This window comes from Blastocatellia bacterium (assembly GCA_035573895.1).
GTDB lineage: Bacteria > Acidobacteriota > Blastocatellia > HR10 > HR10 > DATLZR01.
On record DATLZR010000018.1, the window covers coordinates 1 to 22,169 of the forward strand.

Sequence of the window (22,169 nt, forward strand, 5' to 3'; positions counted from 1 at the left end):
CGGGTCGGGTCCCAAACGTTCCGGCTCGTTGACCGCATCGCCGCCGTCGTCAACGGCGATGTGATCAGTGAAAGCGACATCCGGTGGTATCTCGCGCTCGACCCGGAACTGGCTGATCATCCGGGGCCTCCCGACAGGGACGTCCGAGCCCTTCAACAGCTCATAGATCAGCGGCTGCTCGACCAGGAAGCCGAAAAGCTTCCCGCCATCGAAATCTCCGACGCCGACGTGCAAGACTATTTGAGGCAACTGATCGCCCGTTTCCCGTCCGAATCGGTCTTCCGCCGACGGATCGAGGAGGCGGGACTGGATTCCGAAACCCTGCGCGAGATCGCCCGGCACCGGCTGGAAATTCTTCGGTTCATTGACTTCCGCTTCCGATCGTTCGTCTTCGTCAGCGATCAGGAAATCCAATCGGCGTACCAGCAAAAGGTCGTTGCCGTCGCTCGCGCCCGCGGACAGGAGCCTCCCGCTCTTGAGCAGGTTCGGACCTTGCTGGAGAAGATCATCTCCGATGAAAAAGTGACATCGGAATTGATCGCCTGGCTCGACGAAGCCCGGCGCACGGCTGAAATCATCGTTCACGAACCGTATCGTTCGATGCTGACGAAGCGAGAGTAATCCATGTTGGCCAGGGCTTCCGGGAAAAAGCGCATCGTTTCACGCAGGCTTTCCCCCGCGGTCGGCGGTGGTGGGCCCACCAGGACTCGAACCTGGAACCCACAGATTATGAGTCTGTCGCTCTCACCGGTTGAGCTATGGGCCCACCGTGTGCGTAATGAACTATAGCCAACAGGCGGCACGACCGGCAAGGCGTGCGGACCGTGAGGAGAGTCCTTTGTCGCTTTGAATGGTGTTGAGCCACGACTCAACGAGGGCATACGACGTGGCTGTCCTGGAGCCGATATCCACTGCCGAGCGGTTGACGATCGGCGGGCTTTCCGCCTAATTTCTGGCTTATGTACATCCTCGGTTTAACGACGATGGGCGAAGCGGCGGCGGTCCTGCTGCGGGATGGAGAGATCATCGCGGCAGCGGAGGAAGAGCGTTTCTCCCGCATTAAGCACCATGTGGGATTCCCCTACAACGCGCTTCAGTATGTTTTAGCCGAAGCCGGCATCACGATGCGCGATGTTGCCCATGTGGGACTCTACTGGCGCCCCTGGGTCCTGGGACATCGAATTAAAACGACGCTGGCCGCCCTAACGCGCTCGCCCGATCACTTCATCACCCGGGTCGTGCGAGGGCGCGAGCAGGTTTCGGGAAGTTATTTTCCCATGATGCGACTGCCGCGATTTCTGCGCGAGCACTACGGGGGTGGGGATTTCGCCTTTCACTACATTGAGCATCACCTGAGCCATGCTGCCAGCACATTCTTTTGTTCGCCGTTTGATTCGGCAGCCATCTTCACTTTTGATGGGACGGGTGAAGCGACGACGACACTGCTGGCCCGGGGAGAGGGACATCGCCTCGTCAAGCTCAAAGAGATCAAGCTGCCGCATTCGCTCGGGCAATTTTACTCGGCCATCACCAACTACCTCGGCTTCGACATGTTCGAGGGGGACGAGTACAAAGTCATGGGGGCAGCCGCCTACGGCGAGCCGGAATTCTACGATTACTTTCGGCGGAAGATCCTTCGGCTGACGGGACCGGCGGAGTTCGAACTGAACATCAGCCTGCTCGACCATCACCTGGCCAAAAAGTACCAGTTCTCTTCCGAGCTGCAACGGGTCATCGGTCCCCCACGAAGAAAAGATGAGGAATTCACAGCGCGTCATTTTGCCATCGCGGCCAGCGCGCAAAAGGTGTTCGAGGACACGGTCCTTCACCTCCTCGCCTGGCTGCGGGAGAAGACGCGGGAGCGATACCTCTGTCTGGCCGGCGGCTGTGCTCTCAATGCCGTGCTCAACGGACGGATCGAACGCGAAGCCGGATTCGATGCGGTCTACATCCAACCGGCGGCACATGATGCGGGCGCAGCCCTCGGTGCTGCGCTCTACATTTATCACTGTCTTTTGGGGCGGACCGATCGCCGTGTAATGGAGCATGCCTACTGGGGACCGCAATTTGATCGAGCCGCCATGCTGGCCGCTCTTGAAAATCAGCCGCTCGTCTGGCGAGAACTGCCCGAGGACCAGCTCATCGCCGAGACGGCTCGGCTTCTCGCCGAAGGGAAGCTCGTGGCCTGGTTCCAGGGACGAATGGAATGGGGACCGCGAGCACTCGGTAACCGATCCATTCTCGCCGATCCACGACGGGCCGAGATCAAGGACATCATCAATCACAAGGTGAAACTCCGGGAACCATTCCGCCCGTTCGCTCCCTCAGTTTTGGAAGAACGAGCCGCTGAGGTCTTCGGACGACCGCTTCAGGCTCCGTTCATGATCACCGTTCATGAAGTGGTTCCCGCCATGCGCGAAAAGATTCCTGCCGTCATCCATGTGGATGGAACAGCACGCCCTCAAACCGTCAGTCGGCGAACGAATGACCGCTACTGGCGCTTGATCGCCGAGTTCGACCGATTGACGGGTGTGCCGGTGCTCCTTAACACGTCCTTCAACATCCAGGAACCCATCGTGTGCACGCCGGAAGATGCAGTGGATTGTTTCCTTCGGTCGGAGATGGATTATCTTGTCCTCGACCGTTTTCTCGTCACCCGGCGGTAGCGCAAGACTTGCGGCGTCCATTATCGGTCGGTGAACGCGCTCAGTCGAGCGCAGATCTCATCAATGGCACGGACGGCGTCGGCTGCCTCTCCGGTATGATCGTTGACCATGATGCTGAAGACAAGCTCCCGGCCGGAAATGGTCGTGAGGTAGCCCGAGAGCGTGTAGGTATAGGCCAATGTTCCCGTCTTGGCGCGAACGCGTCCGGCGGCCGGCGTCTCCCTCATGCGTCGTTCGAGCGTGCCGTCTTCTCCGGCGACCGGCAACGACGCCAGAAAGATGTCCCCCTGGGGATGCGCGCGAATGCCTCGAAGCAAATCAACCGTTGTCGTTGGACTGATCAGGTTCTGACGCGACAATCCCGAACCGTCACGGAACCGAATCCCCTGCATTCGAGCGCCAAGGGACTGCAAAAACTCGCTCACCACCTCCAGGCCCCTCGTGTCGGAGCCTTCTTTTTTGACCACAGCACCGAGCGTCCGCAGAAGGAGTTCGGCGTGAAGGTTCTGGCTGATTTTATTGAGAATGCGAATCTCTTCCCTCAAGGGAATGGACTCTACAAAGGCCAGTTCAACAAGGCTGCTCACGGGGAGTGGATGCTCGCGACGGTATCTCCAGTCGGCTGAGGTCGCCCGTCCGTGAACTCGGATCCCACGCCGAAGGAGTTCCTGGCGGAACTGATGGGCAGCGTAACGAGCCGGATCGGAAATCGCCAGGGATGCCCGGTAACCGAGACTCGTCAGGGGGATCGTCCCCCATACCTCGACGGTGTTTCCTCCGAGAGGGCGATCAACGATAATGCGTTGAGCGGCTCCCGATTCCACCGTGACGACGTGGTTCAGAATGGTGACATAGGACGTCTCCGGTCTCGTATAAAGGCGGGCCGGTTCACCGATCTGAGAGCCAGGTTGAATGATGATCTCCACGGCGTTGTCATCAAGCGTGAGAGCGCTCACTTCCGTCCCATAGTACCATTGCAAATCATCCCATTCCCACGCGACCCCCAGGCGGGGACCGACGAAATAGCTCTCGTCGCCGACGATGTCGCCGAAGACGTCTCGCACGCCCGCATCATAGAGCTGATCGGCCAACCGGCTGAGCGGCGTCAACACCCCATGGGCCACCGTTCGCGTCGAAAGGTTCGGATCGCCTCGTCCGTAAAGAATAAGATCGCCTTCGAGGTGGCCGCGCTCGTCGGGTTTTGCCGTGGCATAGACCGAGGTGCGAAAGCGAAAGTCCGGGCCGAGGTGAACCAGTGCTGCTGCCGTCGTGTAAAGCTTCATGTTAGAGGCCGGGGTGAAAAGCTGCGTGGGATTGTGCGAGAAGATGACCTGGCGCCCATCGAGCGATTCCACCAGTATTCCCCATCGAGTAGTGGCAAACGATGGACGTTCGATGATGGCGCGAAGGTCGCGCTGAAGTTCCCTCAGAGCGCGCGTGATGCGCGACCTCTTCTGAATCTTCGGCTGTGCCGGGACCGGTGCCGGAACGACCACAACGAGCATTAACACAAGTCCGAAACTCACCAGCCACCGGATGCCTCTCTCCAGGGGAGAGTTCACCTTCACCCTCTTTGGGGAATCGGCCCGTGGGTAATTTCTCTGGAGACCGTTCATAATCCCCCCCGTTTTCTTAATGAACTCTGCTCGAGTGTCGTGCCCGATGATCTGTTCTGCCTGCATCGCGTGCGCTGTTCGCTTTTTTCGCAGCATCGGCGGAATCTTAGCAGGAGGCCGAAAATCCAACAAGAAAAAACCTTCGTTACGGTGACTGGTGTGCGGAATCCGTCGCCCGGACACCATGTCTTTCTCGTAGCGCGTCCTTCCCGGGGTGCGAAAGAAGAACGCGCGGGCTCGAAAGCCCGCGCCACAGGTAGAGCAGCCTTTCCAGGCTGCGAATCTCCCTTTGGTTTTGTTGACATCGCTTGGGGAATCAAGATAATGTTGCGCGGCAAACAGGAGAATATATCGTGCAAAGGAGTTCAGAAATCGCAAGGAGGCCCAGATGAAAATTCTCACATCCTATTGGCGTCGCGCACGAGCGACCGTAGTCGTGACTCTCGTTCTGCCCGGATTCATCTTTCCCGTGGGAACCGTTGCTCAGAATAACCAGCAGCTTTTATCACAAAGGGTGAGCGGTCTCACGATTCTCACGAATACGACGCAAGATTTCGTGTTGCCGAGTGGCTGTGTCTTGTCAGGAACCATCACGGACTCGGAGGAGGCTCCGGTCTTTGCCGGTAGCGTCACGGCGACGGCAGGAGATCAAAGCTACACGGGAACAATCCAGTTCTCTCCTTTCCCGCTTCCACCGACGGCACGGTATCGGATTGTGCTCCCGCCGGGAACATACGTCATTTCCGCCACCGTTCCGATCCTCGATGAGGATACGGGCTCCGTCCTCAACGTGACCTACAGGTTGATTGATGCGCTGAACGTGACCTGTAATACGACGCGCAATTTGACCTTGCCGGATCCCCCCAGGACGTTTCTCGTCCAGGGCCGTATCACCAGTGCGGGATCACTCCCGCCACGAGGTGTTGTCTCGTTCTTTTCCGACGATGGGCAAATTCAGGTCCTGCAACCACAGGCCAACGGTTCTTATAAGATTAAGGTTCCGGCGGGGCAGTATCGCGTCACGTTTGGCGTCACGCAGGAACCGGCTCCTGCTCTCGATGAGATTCTCAATCTGAACATGACATCGGTAACGGTGACCGGAGACAGAACGCTCGATCTGACTCTTCCCGCCGTGGTCACGCTTCAAGGGAAGATCACTGACGCCTCAGGTCAAGGGGCCGTCCCTTCGACGCTCCTCGCCTTCGACATTGATGAATCGGTCCCGTTCTTAGTCCGGACGAACGCTGTCGTCTTCGTGCCGGAACGCGTCTCGACAGGGAACTATCGGATGGTCCTTCCCCAGGGGACGTATAATCTTCTCGTCTCGACCGAGATCAGGCTTGATGGCGAGGAAGCGGGCCTGTCCTTTCCCATTCCGGGGCGACAGAAGGTCTTAACCGGTGACAGTACGGAAGATTTCCTGCGTCCTGAGCTGGGGCCGACCGTAACGCTGTCGGGCAAAGTGACGGATTCCTCCGGTCGTCCGGTAGCGGATGCTCAGATCAGCGTCAGCAGCAGCGAACTGGTTAACGTTCCCGGTGCTGCCTTCACCAACAGCACAGAAACCCGGACTGATGGAACATACAGTCTCAAGGTTCTTCCAGGCCGCCAATATACGGTGACAGTTACCCCATAGGAATCCCTATCGGCCAATCAGGTAGCGGACCAGCAGGGTAATACCCACCGGTCTTGTTGGAAGAGGCGAGGAAGACATCCCCTGGGGCACACCGGAGGAGCCGGGAAGGAAGCTCCTCCGAGAGTCCTTTTCGTTATTGAGGCGGTGCTGTCGTGCCAGTCGGTGCGGGCGTGCCGGGACTGTCTCTCTCACTCCTCCGATGGCCGATTCCTGGGAATATCTCAACCGGTTCGGGTTGGGTCGCAGGAAACGACACATGTCGAGGTCTTGTTGGTCGAAGGGGCCGAAGTCAGCGGCCGCGTTGCAATGGTGGGAAACCGTACTCTGGAGACGACCCAGTTCTCCCTCGATCTACGGATGACGATGATTGAGATGCCCAACGCCATCTGTCCCCGTCATGATGGTCGGGTCAACCCGGACGGGACGTTTCGCTTTGGCGGTCTCCCACCGGGTAAATTTCGTCCTTAGTTCTTCTGACAACCATTTTTTCCTGAAAAGGGTTCTGGTCAAGGGTGTGGATCTGACCGATTCGGACATTTCCCTGAAGGCCAGCGAGAAGATTCAGAACGTATTCGTGGTTGTCTCCGACGAAGTTAGGGAGATGTCGGGGATTGTGACCAATACGGATGAAGACGTCGGGACCATCCACATTGTTTTAGTTCCAGAGGATCCGACCCGGTGGGACAGGCTTGACAGTTACATTCATGCTTATGCGAGTGGAACCACCTCCTTCTCACTTCAAGGAGTCCCCCAGGGACGTTATCTTGTTTTCGCCGTGCCGCTGGATGTGCCCCTGGATGGAGAGAGGTTCATTCAGGAGCATTATGCCTCGGCCAGGGCGATAACCGTACGGGCTCAAAGAAGGAGATTCAAGTGAAACTCCTTCGCGGAAAGCCATAGTGTAAGGTTACGAGATTGGTGTTGTGCATCCGTGCCCGTCCCTGTTCGCGATGGGCATTATACGGATTTCCGGAACATTCGCGGGGCCCGTGAGTACTTGCATGAAATGACGCGAGATGGCTACAATCTCCGCCTGCCAAGTAGATGGTGACCAGGCGATATTTTTGCGCAGTCGGTCGGATGATGTCCTTGGGTCACCCTATTCCCCTTGAGCTTCGATCCCGCCGGCGCGGGAATCCCCCCGGCGTCCTGGTTATCCGTGAGCGGGGGAGACACCGGTTGGGGCGGGTTCGAAGCTGTACATTTGGTGAGGGGGAATTGGCCGAACTGTGAACTGCAGGGAGGAAACCACGTGAGCGAGCAGACAGTTGAACTCATTCCTCTGGGCGGATTCGGTGAATTCGGGATGAACATGCTGGCTCTCCGGTACGGCGAGGAGATCATTGTCATTGATGCGGGGATGACCTTTCCCGACGAGAGCCTCCACGGGGTGGACGTGGTCATCCCCGACCTGAGGTTTATCGAGGAGAACGCCTCTCGCATCAAAGCGCTTTTGCTGACTCACGCACATGAGGATCACATCGGGGCCGTTCCTTTCTTTCTCAAGGTAGCGAATGTTCCCGTGTATGGGTCTCGATTCACGTTGGCCGTACTGGAACATAAGCTCATCGAGCATGGGCTCATCGCTGATGTCGAGTGCCGGATGGTGGAACCCGGCGATTTTGTGGAGACGGGACCGTTTGATATTGAATTCATCGGGGCCGCTCACTCAACGATTGATTGTTTCGCCCTGGCCATCACCACGCCGGTGGGAGTGATCATCCACGCTACGGATTTCAAGCTTGATGAGGAACCGGTCATCGGCGAGCCGACGGATCTTCGGCGGCTGCGGCAGTACGGAGATCGCGGCGTGCTCGCCCTTTTGGCGGATTCGACCAATGTCGAGCGATCCGGGCGTACGCCGTCGGAGCGGGCCGTCCTGCCCGTTCTGGAGGAGATCTTCGAGCGGGCTCCCGGACGCATCATCGTGAGTTGCTTTGCCTCGTCCATCCATCGAATTCAACTGATCCTCGATCTGGCGCATGATTATGGGTGCCGGGTGGCTCTGGTGGGACCGACGATGACCCGGATGGTCGAAACGGCAATCAACGAGAGGTATCTGGATGTTCCCCCCGGATTGCTCATCTCCCCTGCTGATGTAAATCGGTTGCCCCCCGACAAGGTCGTCATGCTGGTGACTGGGTGTCAGGGCGAACCGATGGCGGCTCTGGCGCGAATGGCGACGGGATCGTATAAACAACTTCGGATCCAGCCCGGCGATACCGTCATATTGTCGGCGCGAATTATTCCCGGAAACGAGCGAGCCATCGCCCGATTGATTGATCATATCTACCGACGGGGAGCCACCGTGATTGACGAATCGGTCAAAATGGTTCACGTGTCCGGTCACCCGTACCAGGGGGATCTCAAACTCCTGTACGAGGCCGTTCGACCGCGCGTGCTCATTCCGATTCACGGGGACTTTCGCCGGTTGTCTCGCCATAAGGAATTCGCCTGCGCATCCGGATTTGCGCCCGAGCAAGTGATCGTGGCCGAAAATGGGCAGGTCATCGCCCTGAGTCAGAGCGGGGCCCGACTGACAGGAGAAACAATCCCCGTCGGACGGACGTTCATTGACGAAGCCGGATTTGAGGAGATCGAAGAGTTCATTATCCGTGACCGGCGTCACCTGGCCGAGGACGGATTCATCCTTCCCATCGTTGTCATCAACAAGACGACCGGCGAGCTGGAAGCGATCCCGGAAATCATCAGCCGGGGATTCATCGCCAGCGACGATGGGGAGGGCTTGCTCGATCAGGCCCGTGATCTCGTCCAGCAGACGGTGACATCGGCGGATCCCGACGAGAAGACGGACTGGGCGGTCATGAAGGAGAAGATTCGGCTGGAGCTGAAGCGATTCATCGTCAAGCAAACCGAGCGTCATCCCATGATCATCCCGGTGATTATCGAGATCTAATCCGGCACCCGGAGAATGCGAGAATGAGGAGAAGAGACGTCCCTGCGACGCGGAACATTGCCGAGTCGCCGTTCTTCTCGGCGCATGCCCCGGTGGAGCGACACCGTGTGGAAACCTCGTCGGTGGTCGGATGAGGGAAGGCCATGTCGTATCTCGAAGCAATCGTCCTCGGCCTCGTTCAAGGGGTCACGGAGTTCCTCCCCATCAGCAGCACGGCTCACCTGCGGATTATCCCGGCTGTGATGAAAACCGCGGATAATCGCCATTCGTGGAACGATCCCGGTGCTCCGGCGTCGGCCATCATTCAACTGGGAACGCTACTGGCGGTCCTGGTGTATTTCTGGCAGGATGTGGTCTGTCTCACCCGGGCCTTCGCTCATTCGCTGATCGTGCGTCGTCCTCAAGAGACGGAGGAGTCCCGTCTCGCCTGGTATATCGGCAGCGGCACGGTCCCGATCGTTGTGGCCGGATGGCTGTTTGAGGATTTCATCAAGACCGAGGCACGGTCTCTATGGATCATCGCGGGCAGCCTGATCGGGTTGGCACTGGTGCTCGCGTGGGCGGAGCGGGTCTCGACACACGCGCGGCAGATCAACGATATTCGCTTGCTTGATGCCGTGATCATCGGTGTCGCTCAGGCACTCGCCTTGATCCCCGGTTCTTCTCGGTCGGGAACAACGATCACCGCGGGATTATTCCTCGGTCTCACGCGGGAGGCGGCGGCGCGATTTTCCTTTCTCCTGAGCATTCCCGCTGTCGCGCTGAGCGGCCTGTACGAACTCTACGATATTCGCCACGAGCTGACGTCTGCCACAAGCGCGCCGTTGCTTCTGGCCACGGTGGTGGCAGGGGTGAGCGGCTATGCGGCCATCGCCTTCTTGCTTCGCTATTTGAAAACCCACTCCACCGCTCTGTTCATCGGTTATCGGATTGCCCTGGGAATCGTTTTGATCATTCTCTTGCTCTTGGGACGCATCGAGTGACATGAGCGACGGGAAGCTCCTGTTCACGCGAGAAAGGATCCAAGAGTGCGGACACAATACCGACGTGGCGTCCAGAACGCCCACGTCACATTTTTCTCCCTACGGAGGATGCTATGAAGGACGTCATACCCAAGGAATTTCTCGATCTCTTTGAGAAGCGAGCGTTCGCCTGTCTGGCGACGGTGCTTCCGAGCGGATCCCCTCAGGTGACGCCCGTATGGTGTGACTTCGACGGCGCCTGTGTGCTTGTCAACTCGGCGCGGGGCCGGGTGAAAGATCGGAACATCCGGCGCGATCCCCGCGTGTCGCTCGTCATCCTCGATCCCGACAATCCCTATCGCTATCTGGGGATTCAGGGGCGCGTCGTCGAGATCACTGAAGAAGGAGCCGACGCTCATATTGATCGGCTGGCCAAGAAATATCTCGGTGTGGATCGGTACCCCTATCGCCAGCCGGGCGAAGTGCGCGTGATCTACAAGATCAAGCCGGACCGCGTCTGGACGCTCGGATGAAAGATTGTCAGATGGACCGCCGCTCGGTATAATAAACCTGTCATTGATCCTCATCACTGATTCCGCCAGTGCTCGCTGCGGGGATTCCAGGCGGAAGAAACCGGGAGCGACTCTGGAGAATCGGTGTGCCAACCATGTCCTGATGGCTCATGGGGTATCCCGGTCGGGCTGCCACCAACGCCGTCAGGCCGGGCGCGAGGGATCAGATGATACGATTTCGTGCGAAGGAGAGGCTATGAAATACCGATACCCAGATTACATGCAGGATTATGATCGTGAGGAACGGCGCTCGCGTACACCGCGACGGTCGGGCGATGTCCCCACACCGGCACTGCTCGCTGTGAGAGAGGTCTTTCGCTGCGCTCTGTGCGGTGCCTATGTGCGATCCGAGATGGGAATCACCGAGGACAGTGAGTGCCCCAAGTGCGGAGCGGACCTTCATACCTGCAAAAATTGCGTCCATTTTGATCCCGGCAGCCACTTCGAGTGCACCGAACCGATCCCGGAACGCATCCCCCGAAAAGACCTGCGTAACCATTGCGAGTTTTTTGAGCCGCGCAAGGTAGTGGAGCGCGAGACCTCGGCGTCGCTGTCCAATATCCGGGATCCCCGGGCTGCATTCGATCAACTCTTCAAGAAGTAACCGGAAAAGGCGACGTCGCTCGTTTCTGCAAAAATCAACGATGCGGGTCTTGATCGTTGAAGATGAGAAAAAGATGGCGGCCACCCTCAAACGAGGGCTCGAGGAAGAAGGCTACGCTGTTGATTGCGCTGCTGATGGGGAAGAGGGGCTCTACTACGGAACGGAAAATCTCTACGACATCATCATCCTCGACATTCTCTTGCCGCTGCGAGACGGTATTGATGTCTGTCGTGAACTTCGCCGTCGGGGGGTGAAGTGTCCGATCCTCATGCTGACGGCGCGCGATACGGTGGATGTCAAGGTGAAGGCTCTTGATAGCGGCGCCGATGATTACCTGACCAAACCGTTCGCCTTCGCCGAGCTTCTCGCCCGCCTTCGGGCGTTGCAGCGGCGGAGTAAATATGAGCCGGATTTACGGCTGCAGGTGGGCGATTTAATTCTCGATCCACTGACCCGGCGCGTCACCCGTGCGGGCAAGGAGATCACGCTCACACCCAAGGAATATGCGTTGTTGGAATGTCTCATGCGCCATCCCAATCAGGTCCTTTCCCGTACGATCCTGGCCGAGAGCGCCTGGGGCGAAACCTATGATGCGCTCACCAACGTCATTGACGTTTACATCAATTACCTGCGAAACAAGATTGATCGTGGATTTGAACCCAAGCTCATCCACACGGTGCGCGGCATGGGCTACGTCATGAGAACGCCGGAGCCTTCGGGGGAAGCGGCGCGGTGACCGGGGGTCGGCCTCAGGACGACGCCCCTGACGGCGCCGAGGCGCGCCGCGCCAACCGTTCCGCTCGACGACGGTCGGCTTCCTCCCATCTCTTCCGTTCCTCTTCGGTTTCAATGAGCAGCGGGGGCGCCGGCGTTGGCCGTCCATCCCGATTGAGGGCCACATAAACGAAATAGGCGGTCACCGTCGTTCGTTGTTCGCCCGTCAGAACATCCTCGGCCACAACTTGAACTTCCACTTCCATCGAGGTGCGCCACACGCGGGTCAGGCGCGCCCGGACATGGACCAGCTCGCCCACGTGGACGGGCGCGAGGAATTGAATGGAGTCAACGGCGGCGGTCGCCGTCGGTCGTCGCGCATGGCGGGAAGCTACAATACCTCCGGCCTCATCCATCATCTTCATGATCCAACCGCCATGAACGTTGCCGAGCGGATTGGCATGCTCAACCTGCGTCATCTGCGCGAGCACCACTTCGCTGTCTCTCACACGTTTCCCCTTCATGCTGCCCTCATCGTCACGCCAGTCGCTACGCTCCTCTGCCATCGGTCCTCCTTTCCCATTTGTTGAATCATCCCCTTCTTCACTCGGCTCTGGCCAGGATGGGGATGATTTCGGTTTGAACATCGCTCGGCGAGACGAGAACGTCCGTTTCGCCGACGTAGACGTCCACCTCGCTACGGATGCCGAACCGGCCCTCCAGGTAAATTCCCGGTTCGATGGAAAAGCACGTTCGCGGAATGATGGTTCGATTGTCTCGCGTCTCCAGGTTATCCATGTTGGCTCCGTTGCCGTGAACGTCTTCGCCGATGGAGTGACCCGTCCGGTGCAGAAAGAACTGTCCGTAGCCGGCGTCAACGATCACCTTCCGGCAGGCCTCATCCACCTCCCATCCATGAAGCGGGCGACCAGCTGAGACGGCCTCCCGCACCAATTCGATCGCTCGATCGCGAGCCCGTCGGACGATGTCGAAGACGGAGCAATAGGGCTCGGGCACCTGTTGGCCGACAAATCCCGTCCAGGTGATGTCAACGTAGACGGACCGGGGGCGATCTTTCTGCTTGGCCCAGAGATCAATGAGGACGAAGTCACCCGAGCGGATACGTTCGGACGTCTCCTCGGTCGGCGTGTAGTGGGGATTGGCCGAGTGAGCATTGACGGCCACGATGGGAGGATGATCCGCTACGAGTCCATAGTGGTTAAAGCGCGAGACAATGAAGCGTTGAACATCCAGCTCGTTGGTTTCTCCCTCCTCACGAACACGCCGGGCAATTTCGGCGAACGTCTCATCAACGATCCGTCGCATGAGCGGAGCCGCCCACAGATGCGATGCCAACTGATCGTCGGTCCAGGTGGCCTCGAACTGTTGGACGAGGTCCGCCGAGGAAACGATCTCGCAGCCAAAACTCCGAACGAGTTCGACCGTTCCCGCATCCACACGGGAGACATACGGGATGTCATTCTGAGGCGAGTACTGCATGGCGATGCGTTTCCGCCCCGCCAGCGTGTGTTTCAAACGGTCGTGGAGTTCCTGCCAGGGCAGGTAGATGAGCTTTTCCCCCGGCAGCGAATCGAGGAAATCTCGTTCGATGGCATGAACGATCTTGGTGGGAGTGCCCGAGGAAGGGATGAAGTAAAACCATCGCCGCGTTCCTAACCGTTCTTGATCGAGCCCCAGGATGCGGTAGGCCATCGGATCTGATTGACGAAAGTCGTAGAAAAGCCATCCGTCGAGTCCGGCTTTTGCCACCGCCTTCTGAATATCTGCAATAGACGCACGTTGATTCATTCCGCTTCTCCTCTCTGTTTTCACTACTGTCGCGCAAACTTTCCCGCCTGCGATTTTCTTTCGCCGCCCGGAAAGGCTGCGCTACACTGATAGTGCATCCCCCCTGCTGGAGTCAATGGAAGCGGGTCGTTTCCTGGGGGAAAGGGCATTCGGATCGGAGGCAGCACTCATCGCACCGGGGTGCGCGGGGCCGACATACATCGCGTCCGAGCCGGATGAGGTTGATATGCGCGGAATAACATTTTTCGGCGGGGATGAGGCGCCCGAGGATCTCATGAGCCCGCTCATCGGAGCAGTTCTCGGGGATCCAGCCGAGTCGTCGCGTCACGCGCAGGATATGGGTATCGGCGGGGAAGACCGGACGCTGACACGAAAAGAGCAATACGCAAGCCGCCGTTTTGGGTCCGACGCCATCGAGCGAAGTCAGAAAAGCACGCGCTTGTTCGACGGGGATGCGACGCAGAAAGTTCAAATCCAGGGAACCCACCCGCTGCTGGATATGCGCAAGAATCTTTTTGATCCGGGCGGATTTCACCGCTGCCAATCCGCCGCTGTGAATAGCACGGGCGATCTGGCGCACGGGGGCGCGTCGCACAGCCTCCCAAGTTGGGAACTGACGCTTTAATTCGGCGAAGGCGCGATCTCGATTCCGGTCATTGGTGGCCTGCGAGAGGATGGTCTCAATCAACGTATCCAGGGGATCACGATCGGCTCGGAGTCGAGGGATTCCATATCGGGCTTCCAGCCGGGCGATAACAGTTCGGACTTTCACCCGGGGCGGCTCATCCTCGGTGCGACGGTGTCCGGACGCCCCCGTCCCTTGACTGACTGCTTTCGTTCGTCGGGAATGCGTACTCATCTATGATTTCTCCATCCAATCCCGCCGGGGCACTTGCTCGCCGTCAGGACCTCGTGCTTTGACTTTTTTCCAGCACTTCCCGGTAGTAGTCCTCATAACGAGGGATGATCTTCTCGCTGGCAAAGCGGTCGAGGGCTCTTTGTCGGGCGCGCTGACCCATCTCGGCCCGGAGGTCGTCACTCTGCAGGAGGCGAAGTGCAGCCTGAGCCATGCCTTCGATGTCCCCGCACTCGAGAAGGAATCCGGTGACGCCATCTTCCACCACTTCGGGGATACCGCCCACGCGACTCGCGATGACGGGGACTTCGCAGGCCATGGCCTCGAGGGCAGCCAGACCAAAAGCCTCCATCTCACTCGGCAGAAGCAAAACGTCGGCCAGCGAGAGATACTCGCTGATGTGCGGCTGCTTGCCCACGCAGTGGACGCGTTCTTGCAAGCCGTAACGGGCCACGAGCCACTCCACGCGCCCCCGATCGGGTCCATCGCCCACCATGATCAGCTTGGACGGCACGCGATCGGCCACACGAGCGAAAATCTCCACGCAATCTGGCGCTCGCTTAAGCGGACGGAAGTTGGAGATGTGCATCAGAATTTTCTCGCCATAAGGAGCGAACTTTTCCCGGAGGCACTCCGCCGGTCGGCGGAAGTAATCGGCCCCGTTGATGAAGTTGGGAATAACCCGCACGTGGCAGACGCCAAACGTTTCACAGGTCATGCGACTCAGGTAATGAGAGACGGCTGTCACCCCATCGCTTTGCTCGATGCCAAATCGCGTGATCGGCAGATAGGACCGATCGCGCCCCACCAGCGTAATGTCCGTGCCGTGAAGCGTCGTGATCACGGGAAGATACCGTTCCGGGCGCAACATCTCGCGGGCGAGATAGGCGCTGATCGAGTGGGGAATGGCATAGTGAACATGAAGCACGTCGAGACGGAAATCGCGGCAGACGTTGAACTGCTTGGTTGCCAGAGCCATATCATAGGGCAGGTACTCGAATAGGGGATAGTCGAGCATCTCGACCTCGTGAAAATAAATGAGGTCGGAGAGTTCGGTCAACCGCGTCGGCAATGCCGTGGAGATAAAGTGAACTTCATGCCCTCGTGCCGCCAGCTCTTTGCCGAGTTCCGAGGCAACGATCCCGCTGCCGCCATAGGTCGGGTAACAGGTGATGCCGATTCTCATACTCTCCTGACCGGTATGGACGGATACCGAGGGAACATCTCGAGCGGGAGAGCGACTTTGGGGACGGCTTCAGCCAATATATTCCTCGAATTCATCGAGCATCATCAGGCCGTTTTCCTTGGGATCGTCAATGATCCCATTGGTCAATCGCGCCACCGCCGCCGTCACCCGCAGGTGAAAATCGGTGGCCTGGCCGTAGGGATCGCTCTCGGCGGTCACGGCATAGCGTCGCGCCGCCTTCTTCACCTGCAAGGGAAGCGTCTCGTAGGTTTGACGCATTTCATCAATTTCTTCCGGGGTAGGCATCGTCACGGTGATGGTGCAGGTGGCTTCTCCGTCAGGAGTCTCAGCCCGAAGCTCCAGGGTCGTCCAGTTATTGTGACTGTCCGTGCGGATCGGGCGGGCCTCACAGGTTACACCCCCTTGCGAGAGCGTGGCCGTCAAATCCCCCACCGCGGGAAGCCGCGTTCGATCGGTCCAGACGAAATATTCACACTTCATCGCCGAATTGTCGTCTCCTTTGTCGTTCCGGTGATCGGATCATATCCGTGCGATGTTTTGCGCTCATCCGTCTGTCGCTTGGATTGTATTCAAGACGTTCGTATTTTGCAACCGGAGAATTCCTGTTGCCAACGGCAGTGGCGGGTGCTACACTGACGAACGACATAACCCGTCAAGAGGCGTGAGATGACACCGTCAGCTCATCCCTCGAAACAGGTTATGGGCTGATTTTTTTTACGGGCCGCGCGAGCGGCCCGGCAAAAGGAGAGAGAAAGAATGGCAGCAAGAGCCGAAAAAGGAAGCGTCGTACGCGTCCATTACACCGGGCGCCTGAGAGACGGTTTCATCTTCGACACCTCACGGGGAAGCGAGCCGCTGGAGTTCGTCATCGGCAGCGGGATGGTCATCCCGGGCTTTGAGCGGGCGCTCCTCGGGATGCAGGCGGGCGAGAAAAAGACGGTCGAGATTCAGCCGGAAGAGGCCTACGGCCCCTATATCGAAGAATTCGTCAAAGAAGTTCCCCGCGCCGATCTGCATGTTGACTTCCCCCTGGAGGAGGGGATGACGCTGGAACTGCATACGGAATCGGGACGGGTGATTCCCATTACAGTGACCCGCGTCACTAACGACACGGTCACACTCGATGCCAATCACCCCCTGGCCGGTCAGACCCTCATCTTTGATATCGAGGTGGTTTCCGTAAGCTGAGTCTGTCGCCGGAATCTACGGAGGGGAGGGAATATTCGCCCCGAATGTTCCCTCCGGATATACGGCGCAGCTCAGTCCGTTGCCAGGACCCGTCGTCCCTCGATCTTATATTTTCCGCTCACGACCAGAGCAACGGCTTCCGGGTAGATGCGGTGTTCCTGGCTGAGAATCCGGGCCGAGAGAGACTCCACGGTATCGTCGTCGAAGACCGGCACGACGGCTTGAGCGATGATCGGACCATGATCCACGTCTTCGTCAACAAAGTGGACGGTGCAGCCGGTGTATTTGACGCCGTATTCAAGAGCCTGCCGCTGTGCCTCCAGGCCGGGGAACGCGGGCAGCAGTGACGGATGGATGTTCAGCACCCGTTGAGGGAACTGGCTGAGGAAATAGGGGCTGAGCACGCGCATATATCCCGCCAGACACACCAGGCCGACTCCCCGCTTTTTCAGTTCGGCGACGACACGGCGTTCGTGCTCCTCACGGCTGAGACCTTGATGGCTGATGACGAGCGTCTCCACGCCGTGTTCTCGCGCCCTCTCCAGTCCCGCGGCTTTCTCCGTATTGCTAATGACGACGGCGACTTCCGCATTCACCTTGCCCTGTTCCACAGCCTCGATAAGGGCCAGCATGTTGGAGCCGCGCCCGGAGATGAGAATACCCAGTTTCGTTTTCTCGCTCATGATCCTCGGACTCTTGCGCGGTGGCGCTCATGGAGGGGTGAGGCGCACTGTTCGATCCCCCTCGATAACCTGCCCAATACGGTAGCACGCCTCTCCACGAGCGCGGAATGAATCAAGAATGAGGTCGCTCTGAGCGGGATCGGCGATGATCACCAGACCGATCCCCATATTAAACGTCCGGTACATCTCCATCAGATCAAGCTGGCCCAATCGCTCCAGAAGAGCGAAAATGGGCAAAACGGGCCAGCTCCCCAAGTGAATCTCGACGGCGCATCCGTCGGGGAGAATGCGGGGGATGTTCTCCAGGAAGCCTCCTCCGGTGAGATGGGCGAGCCCTTTGATCCACCCCTTGTCGAGCAGAGGCGATAAAGGCGGCAGATAATTTCGGTGGGGTTTCAAAAGTTCCTGACCGACCGTGCACCCGAGTTCTGCGACGAATGTGTCCACCGTCCACCCGGCCACGTCAAAGAGAAGTTTTCGCGCCAGAGAGTAGCCGTTCGTGTGCAGTCCCAGTGAGGGCAAACCCAGGACACGATCTCCGGGACGGATCTGTCGCCCGTCAATGATCCGCCCTCGCTCGACGATGCCGACGATGAATCCCGCCAGATCGTACTCCCTCGGAGCATAGACATCGGGCATCTCCGCCGTTTCACCTCCGATGAGCGCGCAGCCAGATTCCCGACAGCCCGCCACCAGCCCCCGGACGATCTCAGCGACGGTTTCGGGAACGAGCTTGCCCATCGCAATGTAATCGAGGAAAAAGAGCGGTCGCGCTCCCTGGACGAGAATGTCGTTGACGCAGTGTGCGACAAGATCATAGCCCACGGTGTGATGGATCCCCGTAGCCACGGCAATTTTCAGCTTGGTTCCCACTCCATCAACGCTCGAGACGAGAACCGGATCACGCCAGGACGAAAACTCCGCGCGAAAGAGCGCACCAAATCCCCCAATGTCCGACAGGACATTCTCGCTGAAGGTTTCACGGACGAGCCTTTTAATCTCTTGTTTGGCCAGCGTCGCTCGGTCAATATTGACGCCGGCGTCGCTGTACGTCATTCTGTTCACGCCGAGACATTAACAAATCGCCGCCGCACCTGTCCAGATGTGAACGGCTCAGAGGAGCTGATTTCGGTCCCCGTCACAGATGGGTAATGGGATGCCCCCGGGCTTCGTGCCGACGGTGAAAGACTGGTCGCTGCCGCCAGGAGTTTCGGCCCCCGGAGGACGGGCTTGGGGTTTTCCTCGCCATAGCAAACAAAAAATGCTACTATTCGCGGGCCGTCCGATGGGTGGCGAAAGTCATTGTCAAAGCGTTGGGAGAACATCGCGGAAGACGGACCAAGGGCAGTAGGGATAACGCTGTAGCGGAGGACGCGATGAGCGGGAGCAGATCTTTTAAGGTGGCGAGAAGCGTGAGACGGACCGTCTCGATGACGACGATCGTCGCGGTGATCTTGGTTATCATCGGGATGGGGGCTGCGTGCGGTGAAAAGAAACGCTCGGCCACGTACCGGATCGCGGTCGTGACCAAGGCGCTCGATAGCGAATTCTGGTTGGCGCTCAAGAACGGTGCTGAAGCCGCCGCCCGCGATCATCCCGACGTCGAAGTAGTTGTCCTGGCACCCGAGCGCGAGATCAATATTGATCAGCAGGTGTCCATTCTTGAGGATCAAATCCTGAAAAAGGTTTCCGCCCTAGCTGTTGCTCCGGCAGGAGCGTCGGAGGTCATCCCCGTTCTCCAGAAGGCGCGGGCTGCCGGAATCCCCGTGCTTCTTGTGGATACCGATGCGCCCTGGCCCGATAAGTTGAGTTACATCGGCACGGACAATCGGCTGGGGGGAAAGCTCGCAGGAGAGTACGTCGTTCGCGCTCTCGGCGGGAAGGGAAAAGTCGCCGTGATTCGGGGGATTCTGGGCGTGCAGGCGCACGAGGATCGAGTCGCGGGATTTCGAGAAGCGATCGCCGCCGCGGCGGACATTGAGCTGGTAACAATTCAACCGGCCAACAGCGAACGGGCACTCGCCATGACGGTGATGGAGAATATCCTGACATCTCATCCTGACCTGGCGGCCGTCTTCGCCACAAACGATCAGATGGCGCTCGGTGCCATGGAAGCGTTGGCCGCCCGCAACCTCACGGGGAAGGTGATCCTCGTTGGCTTCGACGCGGGCAAGGAAGCGGTCCGCGCGGTCAAAGCCGGTCAGATCGCGGCTGTTGTCGCTCAGCATCCGTTCCTCATGGGCCGACGGGCTGTGGAGACCGCCATTCGGGCCATTCGAGGAGAGCCGGTGGAAAAACGCATTGATACCGGAACGACGCTCGTGACCCGGGAGAACGCCGACGAGTTTCTGCGGGACCAGGCACAGCCTTTCTAGGCTGCGATAAGAATGCACGGACTGGAAAGCCTTTGGTAGCACAGCCACGTGCGCGGCCTTTCCAGCCTGCGAAAAAGTAGAGAACGGAGAGTCTGCATGACATTTGCGGAGCAGGAACAATGGGCATTAAGATCGCTACAGCCCCGGTGAGCTGGGGCATTTTCGAGGTAGAAGGATTCGGGACGAACAAAACCTACTCTCAGGTCCTCGATGAAATGGCGGAGGCGGGCTACAGTGGGACCGAGTTAGGGCCATACGGGTTCCTTCCAACCAGTCCTGACAGGTTACAGGCCGAGCTCTCCGTTCGGGGATTGCACCTGGTTTCTGCCTTCGTCCCGATTCCACTGTCCGAGCCGTCCGCTTGTGAGCGAGCCGAGCGAGAGGTAGAGAAAGTAGCGGATCTCCTGAGGGCTTGCGGTGCGACGCTCATCGTGCTGGCTGACGCGATGACGCCCGAACGTATGGCCATTGCGGGGCGCGTTTTCCAGGAGCCGCACGGGTTGACGGAAGACCAATGGAGAGCGGCCGCCGACATGATCATGCGCATGGCTCGCACCTGCGCCGCGCGTGGATTGCGCACGGCCTTCCATCATCATGCCGGAACGTATGTGGAAACTCCGGAAGAAATCGAGCGACTGCTCGCCCTCACCGACCCGGCGGATGTCGGCCTCTGCCTCGACACGGGCCATTATGTTTACGGGGGAGGTGACCCGGTGGATGCCGTGCGAAGGTTCGGGAGGCGCATCTGGCATCTCCACCTGAAGGATGTCCGGGCGCCGGTTCTTGACGCCGTGCGCCGCGAGCGACTGGGATTCCTCGAAGCGGTCGGGCGCGGCGTCTTTTGCGAACTGGGAGAAGGAGCCGTCAATATCCGGGCCGTGGTGACTGCCCTGCAGGAAGCCAATTACGATGGGTGGGCCGTCGTCGAGCAAGATGTAGATATCCGTCAGCCCGGGGTCAATCCCCTCGCCAGTGCCCGCCGCAGTCGAGCTTACCTGCGCGAGGTGATCGGATTATGAGAGCCGTCTATGCTCCTTTCGCAGGACTCATCATCGGCGCTGCCTTGCTGGTCAGTTGTCGGTCATCGCAAGAGTCATCGGCGCAAAAGACCATCGGCGTGTCGCTGCTGACCAAGCAGCATCCGTTTTATCGAGAGCTTGAACGCGGCCTGCTCGATGCGGCCCGCGAGCACAACTTTCGTCTCCTCATTCAAGCGGGCGAATGGGATCTGGCCCGGCATCATGCCCAAATCGAAGATTTCATCACTCAGCGGGTTGATGCCATCATCGTTGCACCGAACGATTCCAAAGGCATCGTCCCGGCCATCGAACGGGCCAATCGGGCAGGTATCCCCGTCTTCACCACCGACATCTCGGCGGCGGGAGGGCAGGTCGTATCACATATTGCTTCGGACAATCGCGCGGGAGGACGCTTGGCTGCCGAGTATTTGGCCGAGCAGATCGGCGGAGCCGGTGCCGTGGCCATTATTGACCAGCCTTACATACAGTCGGTTCAAGAGCGGGTTGCCGGATTTGAAGAGGGCTTGAGACGGTTTCCCGCCGTCAGGATTGTAGCTCGACCCAACGGTGACGGCGTGCGTGATAAGGCCGCCAATGCCACCGAGGATTTACTCCAGGCGCACCCGGAGATCAAAGGCATCTTCGCCATCAACGATGATTCCGCCCTGGGAGCCTTGAGCGTTCTGGAAGCGCGGGGGCGCACCGACATCGTGCTCGTCGGCTATGATGCCACGGAAGAAGCGCGGGCAGCCATCAGTCGGGGCTCGGCGCTTCGCGCCGACGTCGCGCAAAATCCCTACCTCATGGGTCGCACGACCATCGAGACCATAGCGAAATATTTTCGCGGGGAGGCTGTGCCCGCGTTCATTCCCATTCCCGTTGATCTGCTCGACCGCCGCAAGCTCACTCCTCCCTCTCCACTACCCGACGACACCCGGTAAGGGGGACGAGTAGCCTTCATTGCTCAATCACACCGATCTCGGACAGTGCGCGGAGGTACTCCAGGACCAGCTCCAGCGGGATCGGTCCATAGATGGCGGAAACCATATCCCGAATCTCCTGGGCGGTGCGCCGACCATCAACGAAGTTAAGCACTTCGTAGGCATACTCGCTGCCGGAGCCCCGAAGTCCCTGAAAACGGAGCAGCCCAAGCGAGCGCACACGATCCTCACCGAGACGATCGCTGAGATAGTCATATCCAAACGCCGTCAGCGGTCCCTTGATCAGGGATGTCCGACGATAGACTATGCGCGCCCCTTGTGGCGGAGGTGGCGGGGGCGTCACGTTTCCCACCAGCTCGGCCAGCGCAGTGAGAAAGCTCTCGGCTTTCGCTTTGACCTCTGGG

At 58.9% G+C, this 22,169-nt stretch carries 23 protein-coding genes and 1 tRNA gene; 14 read left to right on the forward strand and 10 right to left on the reverse strand.

The genetic code is table 11. From position 1 onward, the window contains the following. Positions 1–621: hypothetical protein (locus VNM72_02110; GenBank protein ID HXF04193.1), on the forward strand; the 621-nt coding region annotated here is incomplete at its 5' end. A gap of 68 nt (positions 622–689) precedes the next feature. On the opposite strand, the gene VNM72_02115 is transcribed toward VNM72_02110, so the two are convergent. Continuing rightward, positions 690–766, reverse strand: a tRNA-Ile gene (locus VNM72_02115). Between the two features lie 193 nt (positions 767–959). Between VNM72_02115 and VNM72_02120 the strand changes: the two genes are divergently transcribed. After that, positions 960–2,666 carry a carbamoyltransferase C-terminal domain-containing protein gene (locus VNM72_02120; GenBank protein ID HXF04194.1) on the forward strand — a complete coding sequence of 569 codons (1,707 nt, stop codon included), beginning with the start codon at positions 960–962 and terminating at the stop codon, positions 2,664–2,666. Between the two features lie 20 nt (positions 2,667–2,686). Here VNM72_02120 and dacB read toward each other — a convergent pair whose 3' ends face one another. Continuing rightward, positions 2,687–4,282, reverse strand: a complete 1,596-nt coding sequence (gene dacB, locus VNM72_02125) for a D-alanyl-D-alanine carboxypeptidase/D-alanyl-D-alanine-endopeptidase (GenBank protein ID HXF04195.1) — start codon at positions 4,280–4,282, stop codon at positions 2,687–2,689. 388 nt (positions 4,283–4,670) lie between these two features. On the opposite strand from dacB, the gene VNM72_02130 reads away from it, so the two are divergent. From VNM72_02130 to VNM72_02165, 8 genes are all read left to right on the forward strand, one after another. Further along, entirely contained in the window at positions 4,671–5,918 is a 1,248-nt protein-coding gene (locus VNM72_02130) for a carboxypeptidase-like regulatory domain-containing protein (protein HXF04196.1), read from the forward strand. 306 nt (positions 5,919–6,224) lie between these two features. Further along, positions 6,225–6,386 carry a hypothetical protein gene (locus VNM72_02135; protein ID HXF04197.1) on the forward strand — a complete coding sequence of 54 codons (162 nt, stop codon included), beginning with the start codon at positions 6,225–6,227 and terminating at the stop codon, positions 6,384–6,386. Beyond that, complete coding sequence (locus tag VNM72_02140) at positions 6,352–6,795, forward strand: hypothetical protein (GenBank protein HXF04198.1); 444 nt, start codon at positions 6,352–6,354, stop codon at positions 6,793–6,795. Before VNM72_02135 ends, VNM72_02140 begins: the two co-directional genes overlap by 35 nt. A gap of 375 nt (positions 6,796–7,170) precedes the next feature. Continuing rightward, positions 7,171–8,835 carry a ribonuclease J gene (locus tag VNM72_02145; GenBank protein HXF04199.1) on the forward strand — a complete coding sequence of 555 codons (1,665 nt, stop codon included), beginning with the start codon at positions 7,171–7,173 and terminating at the stop codon, positions 8,833–8,835. A gap of 143 nt (positions 8,836–8,978) precedes the next feature. Beyond that, positions 8,979–9,818 carry an undecaprenyl-diphosphate phosphatase gene (locus VNM72_02150; GenBank protein HXF04200.1) on the forward strand — a complete coding sequence of 280 codons (840 nt, stop codon included), beginning with the start codon at positions 8,979–8,981 and terminating at the stop codon, positions 9,816–9,818. 113 nt (positions 9,819–9,931) lie between these two features. Next, positions 9,932–10,330, forward strand: coding sequence for a PPOX class F420-dependent oxidoreductase (locus tag VNM72_02155; protein ID HXF04201.1), 399 nt, complete (start codon positions 9,932–9,934; stop codon positions 10,328–10,330). Between the two features lie 235 nt (positions 10,331–10,565). Continuing rightward, on the forward strand, positions 10,566–10,973 hold the full coding sequence (locus VNM72_02160) for a hypothetical protein (protein HXF04202.1): 408 nt from the start codon (positions 10,566–10,568) through the stop codon (positions 10,971–10,973). A 40-nt stretch (positions 10,974–11,013) separates the two neighbouring features. Next, positions 11,014–11,709, forward strand: a complete 696-nt coding sequence (locus tag VNM72_02165; protein HXF04203.1) for a response regulator transcription factor — start codon at positions 11,014–11,016, stop codon at positions 11,707–11,709. Positions 11,710–11,722: 13 nt separating this feature from the next. Here VNM72_02165 and VNM72_02170 read toward each other — a convergent pair whose 3' ends face one another. The 5 genes from VNM72_02170 to VNM72_02190 form a co-directional block, all read right to left on the reverse strand. Beyond that, the gene (locus VNM72_02170; GenBank protein ID HXF04204.1) at positions 11,723–12,253 is read right to left on the reverse strand and encodes an acyl-CoA thioesterase; all 531 of its coding nucleotides are present in this window, start codon (positions 12,251–12,253) and stop codon (positions 11,723–11,725) included. Positions 12,254–12,290: 37 nt separating this feature from the next. Beyond that, positions 12,291–13,496, reverse strand: a complete 1,206-nt coding sequence (locus tag VNM72_02175; GenBank protein HXF04205.1) for a M24 family metallopeptidase — start codon at positions 13,494–13,496, stop codon at positions 12,291–12,293. A 112-nt stretch (positions 13,497–13,608) separates the two neighbouring features. Next, on the reverse strand, positions 13,609–14,355 hold the full coding sequence (gene nth / locus VNM72_02180) for an endonuclease III (protein ID HXF04206.1): 747 nt from the start codon (positions 14,353–14,355) through the stop codon (positions 13,609–13,611). A gap of 43 nt (positions 14,356–14,398) precedes the next feature. Further along, positions 14,399–15,538 (reverse strand): N-acetyl-alpha-D-glucosaminyl L-malate synthase BshA, encoded by a 1,140-nt coding sequence (gene bshA, locus VNM72_02185; GenBank protein HXF04207.1) that lies wholly within the window; start codon positions 15,536–15,538, stop codon positions 14,399–14,401. 69 nt (positions 15,539–15,607) lie between these two features. Further along, positions 15,608–16,039, reverse strand: a complete 432-nt coding sequence (locus VNM72_02190; protein HXF04208.1) for a hypothetical protein — start codon at positions 16,037–16,039, stop codon at positions 15,608–15,610. 276 nt (positions 16,040–16,315) lie between these two features. On the opposite strand from VNM72_02190, the gene VNM72_02195 reads away from it, so the two are divergent. Next, positions 16,316–16,747, forward strand: coding sequence for a peptidylprolyl isomerase (locus tag VNM72_02195; GenBank protein ID HXF04209.1), 432 nt, complete (start codon positions 16,316–16,318; stop codon positions 16,745–16,747). A 71-nt stretch (positions 16,748–16,818) separates the two neighbouring features. On the opposite strand, the gene purN is transcribed toward VNM72_02195, so the two are convergent. Together purN and purM are read right to left on the reverse strand one after the other, a co-directional pair. Beyond that, on the reverse strand, positions 16,819–17,430 hold the full coding sequence (purN, locus tag VNM72_02200) for a phosphoribosylglycinamide formyltransferase (GenBank protein ID HXF04210.1): 612 nt from the start codon (positions 17,428–17,430) through the stop codon (positions 16,819–16,821). Between the two features lie 27 nt (positions 17,431–17,457). Beyond that, entirely contained in the window at positions 17,458–18,486 is a 1,029-nt protein-coding gene (purM, locus tag VNM72_02205; protein HXF04211.1) for a phosphoribosylformylglycinamidine cyclo-ligase, read from the reverse strand. A 356-nt stretch (positions 18,487–18,842) separates the two neighbouring features. Here purM and VNM72_02210 point away from each other — a divergent pair, with 356 nt between their 5' ends. The 3 genes from VNM72_02210 to VNM72_02220 all read left to right on the forward strand — a co-directional run bounded on the left by VNM72_02210 (position 18,843) and on the right by VNM72_02220 (position 21,765). Further along, positions 18,843–19,805, forward strand: a complete 963-nt coding sequence (locus tag VNM72_02210) for a sugar ABC transporter substrate-binding protein (protein HXF04212.1) — start codon at positions 18,843–18,845, stop codon at positions 19,803–19,805. A gap of 119 nt (positions 19,806–19,924) precedes the next feature. After that, on the forward strand, positions 19,925–20,824 hold the full coding sequence (locus tag VNM72_02215) for a TIM barrel protein (GenBank protein HXF04213.1): 900 nt from the start codon (positions 19,925–19,927) through the stop codon (positions 20,822–20,824). Further along, positions 20,821–21,765, forward strand: coding sequence for a substrate-binding domain-containing protein (locus VNM72_02220; GenBank protein HXF04214.1), 945 nt, complete (start codon positions 20,821–20,823; stop codon positions 21,763–21,765). Before VNM72_02215 ends, VNM72_02220 begins: the two co-directional genes overlap by 4 nt. A gap of 16 nt (positions 21,766–21,781) precedes the next feature. On the opposite strand, the gene VNM72_02225 is transcribed toward VNM72_02220, so the two are convergent. Further along, a partial coding sequence (locus VNM72_02225; GenBank protein HXF04215.1) for a hypothetical protein occupies positions 21,782–22,169 on the reverse strand: 388 nt, incomplete at its 5' end.

Excerpts from the sequence above, each read along its gene's own strand:
- purN (HXF04210.1), bottom strand. The coding sequence starts at position 17,430 with ATGAGCGAGAAAACGAAACTGGGTATTCTCATCTCCGGGCGCGGCTCC.
- purM (HXF04211.1), bottom strand. The coding sequence starts at position 18,486 with ATGACGTACAGCGACGCCGGCGTCAATATTGACCGAGCGACGCTGGCC.
- VNM72_02195 (HXF04209.1), top strand. The coding sequence starts at position 16,316 with ATGGCAGCAAGAGCCGAAAAAGGAAGCGTCGTACGCGTCCATTACACC.
- VNM72_02150 (HXF04200.1), top strand. The coding sequence starts at position 8,979 with ATGTCGTATCTCGAAGCAATCGTCCTCGGCCTCGTTCAAGGGGTCACG.
- dacB (HXF04195.1), bottom strand. The coding sequence starts at position 4,282 with ATGAACGGTCTCCAGAGAAATTACCCACGGGCCGATTCCCCAAAGAGG.
- VNM72_02160 (HXF04202.1), top strand. The coding sequence starts at position 10,566 with ATGAAATACCGATACCCAGATTACATGCAGGATTATGATCGTGAGGAA.
- VNM72_02120 (HXF04194.1), top strand. The coding sequence starts at position 960 with ATGTACATCCTCGGTTTAACGACGATGGGCGAAGCGGCGGCGGTCCTG.
- VNM72_02155 (HXF04201.1), top strand. The coding sequence starts at position 9,932 with ATGAAGGACGTCATACCCAAGGAATTTCTCGATCTCTTTGAGAAGCGA.
- VNM72_02220 (HXF04214.1), top strand. The coding sequence starts at position 20,821 with ATGAGAGCCGTCTATGCTCCTTTCGCAGGACTCATCATCGGCGCTGCC.
- nth (HXF04206.1), bottom strand. The coding sequence starts at position 14,355 with ATGAGTACGCATTCCCGACGAACGAAAGCAGTCAGTCAAGGGACGGGG.
- VNM72_02165 (HXF04203.1), top strand. The coding sequence starts at position 11,014 with ATGCGGGTCTTGATCGTTGAAGATGAGAAAAAGATGGCGGCCACCCTC.
- VNM72_02175 (HXF04205.1), bottom strand. The coding sequence starts at position 13,496 with ATGAATCAACGTGCGTCTATTGCAGATATTCAGAAGGCGGTGGCAAAA.
- bshA (HXF04207.1), bottom strand. The coding sequence starts at position 15,538 with ATGAGAATCGGCATCACCTGTTACCCGACCTATGGCGGCAGCGGGATC.
- VNM72_02190 (HXF04208.1), bottom strand. The coding sequence starts at position 16,039 with ATGAAGTGTGAATATTTCGTCTGGACCGATCGAACGCGGCTTCCCGCG.
- VNM72_02135 (HXF04197.1), top strand. The coding sequence starts at position 6,225 with ATGGTGGGAAACCGTACTCTGGAGACGACCCAGTTCTCCCTCGATCTA.
- VNM72_02170 (HXF04204.1), bottom strand. The coding sequence starts at position 12,253 with ATGGCAGAGGAGCGTAGCGACTGGCGTGACGATGAGGGCAGCATGAAG.
- VNM72_02215 (HXF04213.1), top strand. The coding sequence starts at position 19,925 with ATGGGCATTAAGATCGCTACAGCCCCGGTGAGCTGGGGCATTTTCGAG.
- VNM72_02130 (HXF04196.1), top strand. The coding sequence starts at position 4,671 with ATGAAAATTCTCACATCCTATTGGCGTCGCGCACGAGCGACCGTAGTC.